This is a genomic window from Paenibacillus stellifer, assembly GCF_000758685.1.
In the GTDB taxonomy this organism is placed as follows: Bacteria; Bacillota; Bacilli; order Paenibacillales; family Paenibacillaceae; genus Paenibacillus_AQ; species Paenibacillus_AQ stellifer.
Window position 1 is genome coordinate 4,928,190 of the sequence record NZ_CP009286.1, and the last position, 14,033, is coordinate 4,942,222.

At 57.5% G+C, this 14,033-nt stretch carries 9 protein-coding genes; all 9 read right to left on the bottom strand.

The features are described 5' to 3' along the window. Window positions 1-22 precede the first annotated feature (22 nt). Window positions 23-2,284, bottom strand: a complete 2,262-nt coding sequence (locus PSTEL_RS22710) for a beta-galactosidase (RefSeq protein ID WP_052098872.1) — start codon at window positions 2,282-2,284, stop codon at window positions 23-25. 121 nt (window positions 2,285-2,405) lie between these two features. Then, window positions 2,406-3,284 (bottom strand): carbohydrate ABC transporter permease, encoded by an 879-nt coding sequence (locus PSTEL_RS22715; RefSeq protein ID WP_245625009.1) that lies wholly within the window; start codon window positions 3,282-3,284, stop codon window positions 2,406-2,408. 14 nt (window positions 3,285-3,298) lie between these two features. Next, window positions 3,299-4,180 carry a carbohydrate ABC transporter permease gene (locus PSTEL_RS22720; RefSeq protein ID WP_038698900.1) on the bottom strand — a complete coding sequence of 294 codons (882 nt, stop codon included), beginning with the start codon at window positions 4,178-4,180 and terminating at the stop codon, window positions 3,299-3,301. Between the two features lie 42 nt (window positions 4,181-4,222). Beyond that, a complete protein-coding gene (locus PSTEL_RS22725) occupies window positions 4,223-5,557 on the bottom strand; it encodes an ABC transporter substrate-binding protein (protein WP_052098875.1) in 1,335 nt (444 codons plus the stop codon). A 153-nt stretch (window positions 5,558-5,710) separates the two neighbouring features. Then, window positions 5,711-7,117, bottom strand: coding sequence for a response regulator transcription factor (locus PSTEL_RS26505; RefSeq protein ID WP_052098879.1), 1,407 nt, complete (start codon window positions 7,115-7,117; stop codon window positions 5,711-5,713). Next, window positions 7,084-8,805, bottom strand: a complete 1,722-nt coding sequence (locus PSTEL_RS22735) for a cache domain-containing sensor histidine kinase (RefSeq protein ID WP_052098886.1) — start codon at window positions 8,803-8,805, stop codon at window positions 7,084-7,086. Before PSTEL_RS22735 ends, PSTEL_RS26505 begins: the two co-directional genes overlap by 34 nt. A 246-nt stretch (window positions 8,806-9,051) precedes the next feature. Then, window positions 9,052-12,054 carry a glycoside hydrolase family 2 TIM barrel-domain containing protein gene (locus tag PSTEL_RS22740; protein ID WP_038698902.1) on the bottom strand — a complete coding sequence of 1,001 codons (3,003 nt, stop codon included), beginning with the start codon at window positions 12,052-12,054 and terminating at the stop codon, window positions 9,052-9,054. Window positions 12,055-12,179: 125 nt separating this feature from the next. Continuing rightward, window positions 12,180-13,328 (bottom strand): galactonate dehydratase, encoded by a 1,149-nt coding sequence (dgoD, locus tag PSTEL_RS22745; RefSeq protein WP_038698904.1) that lies wholly within the window; start codon window positions 13,326-13,328, stop codon window positions 12,180-12,182. A gap of 4 nt (window positions 13,329-13,332) precedes the next feature. Next, window positions 13,333-13,995 (bottom strand): bifunctional 4-hydroxy-2-oxoglutarate aldolase/2-dehydro-3-deoxy-phosphogluconate aldolase, encoded by a 663-nt coding sequence (locus tag PSTEL_RS22750; protein ID WP_038698905.1) that lies wholly within the window; start codon window positions 13,993-13,995, stop codon window positions 13,333-13,335. Window positions 13,996-14,033 lie beyond the last annotated feature (38 nt).

Consider the following 14,033-nt stretch of genomic DNA (forward strand, 5'->3'; position numbering starts at 1 on the left):
TCTACTTCATATCATCAAGGCTTCAGTCCCGTTCCACAAACAAGGCACAGTCAAAGGGCTGCATGACGATGCGTACGGATTCGGCTAATCCGTCATAGAGCCCCGGCTTATCTGCGGCGATCCCTGGCTTATCTGCGGCGTTCCCCGCCTCCCTGCTCTTCCTGCCGGGCGCGCTTCCGTCACCGCCCCCGAAATCTCCCGATACCTGCTCCCATCCGGCCGGAATGTCAAGCTCGCATGTGGTCCGGTTATGGTTCATAACGAAGTAATAGCTGCCGTCTCTCCCCCGTCTCCGGTCGATCTCGACGCCGTCCGGGGCGGCGGCAATTCCGGTGATACCCGCACTCTTCATGAGCTCCCGGACCAGCTTACCCATCATCCGGGGACCCAGCTCCGTGCCTGCGTAATAAGCTAGTCCCCGGCCGTAGGCATGGCGGGTTACAGCCGGAGTCCCGGCGTAGAAATCCCGGGTATAGACGGCCAGAACCTCCGCGCCTTCCGCCGTGATGATGTCACACCACAGCTCCGCCTCTTCCTCGCCTTCGCCGCCATCCGTGCCAACCGCGCCGACTGGCTCTGCTTCAGCCAAGCCCGCTTCATTACCGGCCACATCCGCGAGCCCGGGCAACTCGGCTTCCTTGTACGTCTTGTCGAAATCATCCTCCATGCCGGAGGCGGCTGAGACCGGGGAGACGGCGTTTCCGCCATCCTCCAGCCATTTCACTCCTTGCCCGAACTGGCGGAGGCAGTCGTAATCGTAAATACTCAGCCCCAGCAGCTCCGCGTACTCTCCCGGCAGCGTCTGTGGAATAACGGCGTTGTTCCGGTCCTTAACGCCTGCCCGCATATCGAGCAGGACATGGCCGCCTGCCTCCGTATAATCATAGAGCTTGCGGCAAAGCTTAGAATCCGTGACGAACAGAAGCGGAAAGATCAGCACTTTATATTTGCTGAAATCGTCATGCTCCGATATCAGATCAACCGGGACGCTCTGATCGAAGAAGGCCTTGTAATAGCGGTGCAGATGGGCAACGTAATTCAGATCGGGATGATGGGGCTGGATTTGCAGCGCCCATTCCTGGTCATAGCTGAACACGATCGCGACCTCGGCTTCGGGCAGACCGCCCCGGAACGCCTCCATATGGGGAGCCAGCTCGGCAATGCTCTGCCGAATCTCCGCATAGCGCCGGCCCGGAATGCGGCTGTGCGGCAGAATGCCATGCCAGTACTGCTCGCTGCCGAACAGGCAGGTGTCCCACCGGAAATAGACGATGGCATCCGCCCCGTGGGCGACGGACTGGTACGTCCACAGCCGCATCTGTCCCGGTCGGGGCGTCGAGCCGAGAATTTCCGTGCCCGTCGGTCCGGCAAGCTGTTCCATGACCCAAAACGGCTTGCCTTTCGTACCTCTCATGAGGTCGAGCGCCATGCCGAGATGGGAAGGCGAGCTGCGGCGGATGCGTTCCTCCAGGAACAGCATCGGATACTGGTCATGGGAGACGAAATCGAGATCCTTCGCCAGCTCGAAGTAATCCGTCTTGTCAAAGAAGCCCATGAAGTTATGGGTAAGAAAATGCCCGGGACATACCTCGCGCAAAATATCGGCCTGCCACTTCTGGAACTTTACGACCAGGCTGGAGCAGAAGCGTTTCCAGTCCAGAAGAAGCGACGGATTATGGCTGTTAGGCGTAGGCAGAGGGACGGGAATCTGCGAGAAGCTGGTGTAGGTCTGGCTCCAGAACACCGTCCCCCATGCCTCGTTCAGCGCCTCAATCGAGCCGTGCCGTTCCTCCAGCCACCGCTGAAACTGCCCCCGGCAGTAGTCGCAGTAGCACAGATTGCGGTGGCTGTTGCCCAGCTCATTGTCGATCTGCCAGCCCGCGACATGAGGGTTGTCCCGGTAGCGCAAGGCCATCGTGCGTACGAAATCTTCAATATGCTTCCGGTACGCCGGATGCGATTGGCAATCATGATGCCGCCCGCCGAAGCTCACCCTTCGTCCCTCCGCATTCACCGGGTACAGATCGGGATGCAGTTCCATCATCCAGACCGGCGGTGCTGCTGTCGGCGTGCCCAGCACCGTCTTGATCCCCCGCTCTCCCAGCAGGGCGATGGCTTCATCCAGCCAGCCGAAGTCATACACTCCCGGCTCCGGCTCCATCTTCGCCCAGGAGAATTCCGCCATCCGCACGACCTCGATGCCCAGCTCCCGCATCATGTCCGCATCCTGCTCCCACAGCCCGGGCGGGCAGTGCTCGGGGTAATAATCAACGCCAAATCTCATGGCCCAGCATCTCTCCTTCCTCTTCGGGCATAAGCTCTCACATCTTCAATCACTCGAATCATTGACACATCCGAATCATTAACGCTTTCCTGTCACACGTACATCTATCCTTTGCCCGTTGCTATCCCTTGACCGCCCCGTCAATCATGCCGGAGATCAGCTGACGCTGGAAGATCAACACGATAATAAGCAGCGGAAGCACGCTGACGACCGAGCCGGCCATGATGAGATGATACGGCGTGTTGTTGCTGTCCTCCAGCGCCTTCAGCGCCACGGAGAGCGTCATATGCTCCTGGGAGCGCAGAATGACGGACGGCCACAGGAAGTTGTTCCACTGCTTGACGAACAGGATAATTCCCAGCGCGGCGAAAGCGGACTTCAGGTTGGGCAAAATAATCTTGCGGAACATGCTGATCTCGCTGCAGCCGTCGATCCGGGCCGCCTCCATCATTTCATCGGGAATCGTGCTGCAGTACTGCCGCATGAAGAAGATGCCGAATGCGTTGGCCAGGTCGGGCAAAATCACGCCCCAGATGTTGTCGATCAGGTGCAGATTTTTGTAAATGACGAAGAGCGGAACCATCGTCGCTTCATGCGGAATCATCAGCGAGGCAAGCACGAAGATGAACAGCAAGTCCTTGCCCCGGAACTTGTATTTGGCAAAGGCGAAGCCCGCCAGACTGCAGAACAGCAGCGCGGTAACCGTCATGGTCGTGGACAGCAGCAGGCTGTTCCAGGTTATGATGCCGAATTTGCGGTTCACGAACAGCTCGGTGAAATTCTCCCAGTGCAGCGTCGTCGGAATCCAGATCGGCGGATTGATGAAAATCTCGCTGATATCTTTAAGCGACGAGCTGAACAGCCAGAACAGCGGGAACAGGGTCACGAGGGAGACGACCGCCATCAGGAGGAAGGCTGCTCCGGAAGTCAGGCTCTTTTCTCCTGAACGGCTGGCCCTCTTCGCTGTGGGCTTCATTTTCGTCTGAGTCAGTATCGTCAAGCGAATCTCCCTCCTTATTTCTCATCGAACAGACGCATCTGGATCAGCGAGACGGTCATCATCAGGATGAAGAAGCAGACCGCGATCGATGAGGCGTAGCCGAAGTTGAAATTTTGAAAGCTTTCATTGTACAGCATCAGCACCGGCGTAAGCGTCGAATTGAGCGGACCGCCTTTGGTGAGGATGTAGGGTTCGGTGAACAGCGAGAAGGTGCCGATGGTGGAGAGTACGGTGCAGAAGAGCAGCATTTTTTTGACCAGAGGAATCGTGATCAGGAAGAAGCTCTTCACCTTCGTTGCCCCGTCGACATAGGCCGCTTCGTACAGATCCTTCGGAATGCTCTGAAGTCCCGTCATCAGGAGCAGCATATTGTAGCCGAGCCAGCGGTACAGCACCATCGACGCCACCGAGAAGCGCGCCCACCAGGGGGAATCCAGCCACGGAAGCGGGTTCTTGATCCAGCCCAGATTCATAAGAAACGTATTGATCAGCCCGTCCTGGGTGTTGAACAGCAGCACGAATACGAACGATACGGCGACCACCGACACAAAGTTCGGCACGAACAGGGCCATCCGGAAAAATCCCTTGCCCACCATCCAGTTCGAATTCAGCATGCTGGCAAAAATCAAGCCGAGAAACAGCATCAGCGGCACATACATCAGGAAGATAACGACGCTGTTCCACAGCGACAGCCAGAAGTAATGATCTCTCAACAGGGCCGCATAATTGTCCAGCCCCACGAACAGCTTGTCGCGCGATCCGTTCCACTCCGTCAGACTGAGATAGAAGGAATAGATGATCGGGTACAGCGAGAAGATGCCGAATAATATAAAGTATGGGGAAATGTACAGATACGGAGCATAGCGGAGCTGCCTGTTCCAGCCTGTCCTTTCCATGAAAATCCTCCCCTCCTTGAATCCTTGATTTCTGTATGCGGTCTACTCTCTCTTGGTCTTCTGGCGAAGCTCGTCGGCCATGGCCTTAAGCGCGTCTTCCGAAGACGCATTGTTCAGAAAGACCTTCGCCCACACATCGGTCATCAGCTTGTTGGCCATCGGGAAATCGGAGGTGTAAGCCAGCGGATACGTACTCTCCAGCGATTTGGCGTACGTCTTCAGAACAGGCTGTCCTTTGAAATAGTCGAACTGCTTATCCATAGCCGAGGTTGTGTACACGGTGGTCAGCGACGGGAACAATCCCGCTTCCAGCATCATCTTGGTCTGCGACTCTTCGTTGCCCAGCATGAATTCGATGAACTTCCACGCTTCGTCCGGATGCTTCGAGTTCTTGTTGATCGCGAGGTTGGAACCGCCCTGATTGGCTCCGCCGTACTGGTCATCCGCAGACCATTTCGGCATCGTCGTCACCGACCATTTGCCCGAATCCTGCGGGGAGTACTGCTTCTCGATCGTCGCGTCATGCCAGGAGCCCCCGACGACAGTCGCGATTTGGCCTTGGCTGATGGCATTGCCCCAAGGATCGGTGTTCGCGCGGGCGTCATAGACGAGCCCTTCCTTCTGCATCTTGATGAGATAATCCGCGATCTCCTTCACTTCCGGGCTGTCCACTGCGACCTTGCCATTCTCGTCGAAATACCAGAGCCCGCGCTGCCACATCATCGATTCGAAGACGCGGTTGCTGGAGTTCGTCTTGGAATCACCGTACATGAACGCTCCGGTCTTCTCCTTCACGAGCTTGGCGGCTTCGTAATAATCGTTCCATGTCTTGAGTTTCGAGGCGACTTCATCCGGATCGGTCGGCAGGCCGGCCTTCTCGAACAGGTCGTTTCGGTAGAACATCACCACCGGGCCGCTGTCCCATGGCATGGCGTAGACTTTGTCGTCCATGGTGGCGTCCTTCCATTTGTAAGGCACGATTTTATCCTTGTACGGCGCCACACGGTCGGTGATGTCGAGCAGCGAGTTGATCTGCACCATCTGCGAGAGATTCGTCGATTCCAGCGCCAGCACATCCGGCACCGCATCATCCGTATTGGAAGACACCAGATATTTCTGATAGAGGTCGGTGGATTTCATGGTCTGGAATTCGACGTCGATATTCGGATAGGCTTCCTTGAAGCGGTCCATGTTGAGATCGATTCCCGCTTTGGCCTGCTCCCAGATCCAGACGACCAGCTTGACCTTCTCTCCTCCTCCCTGCTGTGTCCCGCCCGAACCGGAAGCGTTCTGCGAATTGGAACCCGAGCAGGCGCTGAGCAGCATGGAAGCCGCGAAGAGCCCGGAAAGCAGCATTTTCCCTCTTTTGTTCTGCATGTGATTTTTTGACCTCCTCTAGTGGGTTGATCTCATCATAAGAAAAATGTAAGGGGTTTCACAGCCGATTGCCGTTCGAAAAAGGTTCACTTTTATTGGAATGTAGCAAAAACGCCCGGCGGCTCTCCGGGCGATTGGTTCTTTTATTGGATTTCAGTGTCTTTTTGTCTGCTGGCGGTATTGTCCGGGAGCGAAACCGGTGCTCTTCTTGAACCATTTGGCAAAATACTTCACGTCGCCGATGCCGGCCTTCTCCGCAATTTCCTCGATCCGGTAATCCGTCATTTCCAGCAGGCTCTGCGCCCGCTCCAGCTTCTTGCGCGTGATGAAATCAATCAGGCTGCAGCCGGTTGCTTCCTTGAACACCGTGCTGAAATAGCTGCGGCTGACGCCGATCCGGTCGGCGATTTCGCCCGCTCTCGGGTCAAGCTGCAGATGCCGGTTAATATAGTCGATGGCGCGATAAATATCCTCCTTGTGCTGGCGGCTTGAGAGAGGCGTCTCCCGTTCAATCGCCCGCAGGCGCAGAAGGCGCATCACGCCCTCGGTCCAGCGCATGACGCCTTCGACCGGGCCATCCTCCCTCCATTCCAGTCCGGGAATGCGCGCGAGCTTCACATTCAGCAGCTCATGCTCGGCCAGATCCCGCTCATCCCAGGGGCAGAGAAGCAGCACCGAGCCGTCCGGGCAGGGAAAGAGCGCCCGTCCGGGTATCCCCGTTGCGAAATCCGGCGCAAGCAGCCGGTACAGCTGCCGCTCCGGCTCCTCCACGGATTGACGCCCCCATTCTTCAAGGGATCGCTGCTCCGATTCCTCCATAGGCCGCCGCTCCGGTTCCTCCAGAGGTAGCCGACCCGATTTCTCTGTCAGGACAAGCCCGCCAGCCTGCTCCGTCAGAACAAACCCGCCGACCTGCTCCTGTGAAACGTCTTTCAGACGGTTCCTTCTCTCAGCGGAAGCGGTATCCGAATTTTTGGTAACGCTTCCAATATCGTATAAGTGAAGGATGCAGCTCTGTAAGATCATCCAGCTCCATTCCTTCTCAAGCTTTGCCGACAGCTTCGCAGCCGCCGGAGCATCCTGCCGCCGCAGCCAATCGGTCACGGTGTCCCCGTCATCTGCGACCGGCGCCTCCGGGAGTTGTGTCACCGGGCGGGAAAGGCATTCCCGCCGGATTTTATCCAGGCAGCGCTCTACTTCTTCTTCGCCCATACTGGTCTTGACGATATAGTCGGAGATGCCGATCTGGATGCCCTGCTGCGCATAGGCGAAATCACGGTGACAGCTCAGAAACAATATTTTGACATGGGGATAACGGTTACGAATTTTCTGTGCCAGCTCGATGCCGTCCATTTCGGGCATTACGATGTCGGTTATGACAACGTCCGGCTCGTGGCGGATTACCTTCTCCCAACCCAAAGCGCCGTTCGGGGCGTCATCAACGACGGTCATATCATGTCTGCCCCAATCCACTGTCATTTTCAGGCCTTTTCGGACCAACTGTTCATCATCGACGATCAATACCTTCAGGGGGCGGTCTCTCCGTAAGTCTTGGGCCATCGTATCGTCACCTTCGTTCCATGGTTTCGTTCTGACTCAATCGTAAACGTACAGCTATCGCCAAAATGCATGCTAAAGCGCTCCATCACGTTCCGCAGGCCAAGCCCGCCCTTTTTGCCGGGAACGACTTGACCGTCTCTGACATATTGCAAATGCTCCGGCTTGATGCCAAGCCCGTTGTCGGTCAGCACCGCCGTAATTCCATCCGGTCCGGAAGACAGCGACAGCCTGATTTCGCCTTCCCCGTCCGTAAAGCCGTGAAAGAAGATGTTCTCCAGCAGCGGCTGGAACACCATGCGCGGAACAAGGCAAGTCATCAGCTCCGGCGCCGCCTCCATCGTGAACTTAAAGGCGTCGTCGTAGCGAAACCGCTGGATCTCGATAAAATGCTGGACGACATCCAGCTCTTCTTCCAGCGTGATCAGCGTCCTTGATACCGACAGGCTGCTGTCCAGCACAGCGACGAGATGCTCGACCATCCTCTGAATATCACGGCGGCCGGCCAGTCTCGCCTTCCACTGGATGGTGTTCAGGGTGTTAAAGAGCAGATGCGGATTGATCTGGTAGTGCAGCGCCCGCAGCTCCGCTTCGCCCCGCAGCTTCTCGGTCCGGCTGATCTCGCGTACCAGCTCCTGAATCTGCCCGGTCATCCGGTTGAACGAGCGGCTTAAATAGCCGAGCTCGTCAGAGGACAGCACGGGCGTCTGAATGAACAGCTCTCCCTGGCCGAATCTCCGCATGGATTGGGTAAGCTTCTGAATGGGCCGCGTGAGGCGGAGCGAGAAGAAATGAGCTATCAGGATGACGAAGACGAGCGTGCAGCCCGCAACGAGCAGCGTGTAATTGAGGATCACGCCGGAGGACCGGTAGAACTCGCTATGCGGCACCCGGGCTTCAACGGTCCAGCCCTCCCGCTCCATAACGCCGGACCACACCACATCGTCCTCCGCGCCGACGTATCCCTCAGAGCTCTGGAGCAGCACAGCGCCGTCTCCCGAGCGGATCTGCAGATGGGCGTTCATGTTATGCTGGAACGCCCGCAGCAGATCGACCACAGGGTCCGCCTTCGTATCGATCAGAATCCGGCTGCCCGAAGGGAGTCCGAAATGGTCCTTAACCGGCACCACGAGACTGATGACCGTGTTCTCTTCCACGAAGCTGTAATAGTAATCTGAACGATGGATGATGACCTGCCGTCCCCCGTCGCCGGAAGCGCCGTGCCAGAAGGAGGAATCCGCCAGCCGGATAGGATCGATCGCGCCGCTGCCGATAATTTTACCCGACGGAGTCACAACTGAAACGCTTACAATATTGACCGTCTCAAAAGACATCAGGTAGCGCCGCAGCGCTTGCTCCTCCTGATAGCGGCTGTAGCTCGGCGTCTCGCCCTCTTCGATCACAATCGGCGTAGAGATCAAATAATTTAACAGATTTCCCGTAATATTGTCCATCTGCGCCACGCTGGTGTCCAGCAGCAGCTTCAGCTCCTCGATCGCGTTCATCCCGTAGCTTCCGAACTGCGCATTCACGATCTGCGACGATTTGTGGGTGGAGAAGTACCCCATGACTGCCAGCGGCAGCAGCGCAATGACCATGAAGAACATCAGCAGCTTGGCGTACATGCTCCGGCCGACCGGTACCGCAGGAGGGCTGCGCCGGTCTCCGCGATACGAAGCGCGCCATTTCATACGATCCCCTCCATCTCCATAGCTTCGATTGCCTTATTTACCGAGCATTTAACATAAATCCATGGAGCGAGTTGAACCAACCGCATACCATCAACCTGCATGTATTCCAATTACGCCAGATGCCGGCCGTATTACGCAAAATGCCAGCCGGAAAAAGGGCAAACCGGATCTGACTCGATCCGGTCTCCCTGGCCTATCCGTACATCCGGCCGTGACGTCATCTATCTGGCCCAGCCTGCCTATTGCCTATTCATCCTCCTTGAATACCGGCGCTATGCTCAGCCCGAATTCGAATTCCTTCTCATCCAGCCTGTACGGCGCAAGCAGCGCGGGACCGCAGGAGTTGGAGCCGACGCCGCTCATCCGGTAATCCAGATGAACGATCGTCTCCGGTCTGCGGGACAGCTCGTAATTATGCCCGGCCTCGGTCAAATCCTCCGGTGTATAATGCGAAGCGTTGAATGAGAACGGTGTGCTGCTGTCGAATCTCAGCCCCATGCCGAGCTCGCTGGAGACGATAACCCACTCCGTTTCATTGTGGGAGCCATTCTCCTGCGGCATAATATAATCTTCGAACAAATCGTCGACAGTAGTCAAGTATTTTCCCGTTTTGGTGCTGCGTCCTTTGTCGATATAGCTCTCATGGGGACCTTTTCCGAAGTACTCCACTTCTTCATTCCCCTCCGGCATTACAGCGCACAGTCCGAAGCGCGGCAGAAACGGAATATTATCCCTCACCTTAACGCCCGCTTGGAGGTGAAGACCGCCTGACGCGTCCGCCGTCCAGCGTGCCGTTCCTTTCAGGATCGGCGGGCGCAGATAGCCTCCGAGCGAGAACGCCGTCTCCACCTCGATGGCTTCGCCGTCCTGCCGGATGATGTCTACGGCGTAAATATGCGCTTTCGCCCGCTCGTAGCCCTCCTTCATCCATTCCTCCTTCACGAACCGGTCGTTATCAGCCGGGGCGCGCCATACCGAGAAAGAGAGCGGCGTCTGCAGCAGCTCTACTCCGTTCTTGACCAGGCTGTCGAACGATCCGGTCTCCAGGTTGAAGCCATACTCAAAGTCAAAGCCGCGGATGACAAGCCGGCCGTCCAGCATCTCCGTATGCAGCGGTGAAAGCGCCTCGGGCTTGAACGTCTCCGGCTGCGGAGTCGGGAGCTTAAACTGGCCGAAGGATATCTCGTGGCCGGGAGCCGCCCACCAAGTCTCCTGCGCCGTCACGCAGGACAGCGTCACATAGTACCTCCCCGGCCCATCCGGCTTGCCGAAATCGGCTTCAAGGGTCTGCGAGCCGTGCGGACCGGCAGATAGCCCGCCGATTTCGCCCTGGCGGACGGTCTCGCCGTCCCGCTCCAGCTTCCACAACACTTTGACGCCGGAGAGATCGCTGAAGTCGTATCGGTTGTGAACCTTGATAAGACCCGCCTCCAGATCTTCGGCCTCGAAGATTACAGGAGCGATGACCTGCTTCAGCTCCAGCAGCCCGGGATGCGGCTTCCGGTCCGGCGACACCAGGCCGTCGATGCAGAAATTGCCGTCATTGGGCTTGTCTCGGAAATCCCCTCCGTAGGCGTAGAAGGGGCGGCCGTTCTTCATAATCTTGATGCCGTGATCCACCCATTCCCAGACGCAGCCGCCCATCAGCTTCGGATAGCGGTTGATAACATCCCAGTAATCCTGCAAATCGCCCGGCCCGTTGCCCATGGCATGGCTGTACTCGCACAGGAACATCGGCTTGCTCGTATCCGGGTCGGATGCATAGGCCGCAATCGCTTCGCTCGAAGCGTACATCCGGCTCTCCATGTCGAGCACTTCCGTGTCCGGACTGCCGCCGTGCCGGGGGTCGGAGCCTTCGTAATGAATCGGGCGCGAAGCGTCTCTGCCCTTGGTCCAGCGGGCCATCGCCATATGATTCTCCCCATAGCCCGATTCATTCCCCATGGACCAGATAATGACGGACGGGTGGTTCTTGTCCCGCTCTACCATCCGGTATGCCCGCTCTACAAAAGCCTTCTCCCATCCCGGCTGGCGTGTGAACCAGTTGAAGTCTCCTGCCGGCAGCGCGCCGTGGCATTCCAGATCAGCTTCGCCTACCACGTAGAAGCCGTATTCGTCGCACAGCTCCAGGAACCGGGAGTCGTTCGGATAATGGGAGGTGCGGATCGTATTGATGTTGTGCTGCTTCATCAGCCGCAGATCCTTCACCATATGATTGACCGGAATTGTCTGGCCAAGCTCCGGGTGGGAATCATGCCGATTGACCCCTTTCAGCTTCACCGCCTGCCCGTTGATGGTGAACACGCCGCCTTGAATCGATATTTCCCGGAATCCCACGGCAAAATGCAGCACCTCCCCGCCTGCGCTCACATACAGGTGGTACAGGTACGGATGCTCCGCATTCCACAGCACGGGATGGCTGACGCGGAGCTTAAGCGTTCCCAGGCCGTCGATTACTGCCTGTGCGGTTCCCAGCGTGACGCCGTCTCCATCCCGAAGTTCGGCTTCGACTTCCAGACTTCCGGTTGTCCCGATTTCGCAGTCCAGCGCCGCTTCATCATAGCCCGCCGACAGAGATGTGCGGTTGAATACATCAGTGATGTGGGCGGATTCCCGGGCAAGCAGATAGACATCCCGAAAAATGCCGGAGAATCTCCACAGATCCTGATCCTCCAGATAACTGCCGTCGCACCATTTCAGCACCATGACGGTCATCCGGTTCACACCGGGACGCACATAGGATGAAATATTGAATTCAGCGGGCATCCGGCTTCCTTGGCTGTAGCCGATGAACTGACCGTTCACCCACAGGTAGAAGCAGGAGTTGACTCCTTCGAACACCGCGTATTTCTCCTTGCCTTCCCACTTGTCCGGGAGCGAGAACTCCCGGACATACACGCCGGCGGGGTTCTCGTTCGGCACGAAAGGAGGATCGAACGGAAACGGATAATTGATGTTCGTGTAATGCAGCTGGTCGTAACCGTTCGTCTGCCAGCAGGAAGGCACGGTCAGATCATCCCAGCCGCCGGTGTCGCAGTCCGTAGTCACGCATTCTTCCTTCACTTCCGAGACGCTGCTGTGGTATTTGAACTTCCAGCGCCCGTTCAGCGTTACATAATACGGGGAGCGCCCCCGCTTCCGGCTTCGCGCATCCGCAGCGGATGCATAGGGGATATAGTAAGCTCTCGCCGCTTCCCTGTTGATTTGCAGCAACTCGGGATCTTCCCAGTACTTTGGAACAAATGACATAACCATCCTCCTGAGCTTGTTGGCTTATTGGCTTTTTGAATTATTGGCCGCCCACTTGTTAGCCTTATGATTGATTGGCTTTCTGGCTTCTTGACTTGCCTTCCCACTGGCTTGTTAACCGGCTTCTACCATTCCGCAATGCTGCCGTCCCGGTGACGCCACACCGGATTTCGCCAGCGATGCCCCGTCTTGGCCATCTCGCGGACATATTCCTCATTGACCGTTATGCCCAGACCTGGTCCGTCCGGAATCCGGACATGTCCGTCGCTGTAGGCAAAGACCGAAGGGTCGGTGATATAATCCAGCAGATCATTGCCTTGATTATAATGGATGCCGAGGCTTTGTTCCTGAATAACGGCATTGTATGAAGCCGCGTCGACCTGCAAGCAGGCAGCCAGCGCGATCGGCCCCAGCGGGCAGTGCGGAGCGACCGCCACATCGAACGCCTCGGCCATGGCGAAGATTTTTTTGCACTCGGTGATGCCTCCGGCATGGGACAGATCGGGCTGAATGATATCGACTACCCCATCCATCAGCAGATGCTTGAAATCCCAGCGCGAGAACATGCGCTCACCTGTCGCAATCGGCGCACTCGTATGAGCCGCGATGTCCCGCAGCGCTTCATTATTCTCCGGCAGCACCGGCTCTTCAATGAACATCAGGCGGTAGGGATCAAGCTCCCGGGCCAACACCCGGGCCATCGGCTTATGCAGCCGTCCATGAAAATCAACGGCTATGCCGAACTCCGGCCCACAGGCTTCGCGGATGGCGGCGACCCGCTCGACGACGGCGTTTACCTTGTCATGCGTATCGATGAACTGCATTTCCTCCGAGGCGTTCATCTTGATCGCCGTGAAGCCTGCGGCCTTCTTCTCCAGAGCCGCCTGGACGACATCGATCGGACGGTCGCCGCCGATCCAGGAATAGACCCGCATCGTGCTGCGGCAGGCGCCGCCGAGCAGCTGGTACACGGGCGCGTTGAAGGCCTTGCCTTTGATGTCCCACAGCGCCTGGTCGATTCCGGCGATTGCGCTCATCAGAATCGGACCGCCCCGGTAAAATCCGCCCCGGTACATCGTCTGCCACAGATCCTCAATCCGCTGAGGGTCCTGCCCGATCAAATAATCCATCATTTCCTCAACGGCGGCCTGCACCGTATGCGCCTTGCCTTCGACCACCGGCTCACCCCAGCCCGAGATGCCCTCGTCCGTGTCTATCTTCAGAAACAGCCAGCGCGGAGGTACGATAAACGTTTCATATCCTGTAATTTTCATGGCATTAAGCTCCTTTGGCTCTTGTTCTTCTGGCCTTGTCAACCTCTTCGGCAAAACGGCGCGCCATCTCTGTCAGCTTCCCGTACTCTCCCCGCGCTGCCGCCTGCCGGTCCACGAGAGCGCTTCCCAGACCGAGCGCGACCGCTCCGGCGGCAATATACGAGCCAGCATTGTCCAGCGTCACGCCTCCTGTCGGCATCATCCTGAGATGCCCAAGCGGCCCCTGCAATTCCTTGATGTAGGAAGCGCCCAGCGAACTGCCGGGGAACAGCTTCAGCAGATCAGCCCCCGCTTCATGCGCCCTGACAATCTCCGTCGGCGTCATCACGCCGGGAATGGCAATCCGCCCTGCATTTACGGTCAGCTCCACAATATGCTCATTCAAATTGGGCGAAAAAATAAAGTCGGCCCCCGCTGCAATTGCCCGCTCGGCCTGCGCCGCCTCCAGCACCGTTCCGGCTCCCACCAGCAGCCGTTCCCCGTACTTCGCCTTCAGCTCCGCTATCAGCCGGTTCACCTCCGGCGTATCGGCCGTTATCTCCAGCGCGCCCACGCCGCCTGCGGCCAGCGCTTCCGCGATCCCCGCGACATGCTCCAGCTCCGGGCGGCGGATGACCGCCACAAGTCCCGAAGCGATAAGCTGTTCAATCCGGCTCTCCTTGTCCATGTCCTTCCTCCTTCTGATTGATGGATCTCGATTGCATC

What these genes read in the sequence shown, in the direction of transcription:
- PSTEL_RS22720 (WP_038698900.1), bottom strand. Translation starts at nt 4,180, where the DNA reads ATGGAAAGGACAGGCTGGAACAGGCAGCTCCGCTATGCTCCGTATCTG.
- dgoD (WP_038698904.1), bottom strand. Translation starts at nt 13,328, where the DNA reads ATGAAAATTACAGGATATGAAACGTTTATCGTACCTCCGCGCTGGCTG.
- PSTEL_RS22710 (WP_052098872.1), bottom strand. Translation starts at nt 2,284, where the DNA reads ATGAGATTTGGCGTTGATTATTACCCCGAGCACTGCCCGCCCGGGCTG.
- PSTEL_RS22750 (WP_038698905.1), bottom strand. Translation starts at nt 13,995, where the DNA reads ATGGACAAGGAGAGCCGGATTGAACAGCTTATCGCTTCGGGACTTGTG.
- PSTEL_RS22725 (WP_052098875.1), bottom strand. Translation starts at nt 5,557, where the DNA reads ATGCAGAACAAAAGAGGGAAAATGCTGCTTTCCGGGCTCTTCGCGGCT.
- PSTEL_RS26505 (WP_052098879.1), bottom strand. Translation starts at nt 7,117, where the DNA reads ATGGCCCAAGACTTACGGAGAGACCGCCCCCTGAAGGTATTGATCGTC.
- PSTEL_RS22735 (WP_052098886.1), bottom strand. Translation starts at nt 8,805, where the DNA reads ATGAAATGGCGCGCTTCGTATCGCGGAGACCGGCGCAGCCCTCCTGCG.
- PSTEL_RS22740 (WP_038698902.1), bottom strand. Translation starts at nt 12,054, where the DNA reads ATGTCATTTGTTCCAAAGTACTGGGAAGATCCCGAGTTGCTGCAAATC.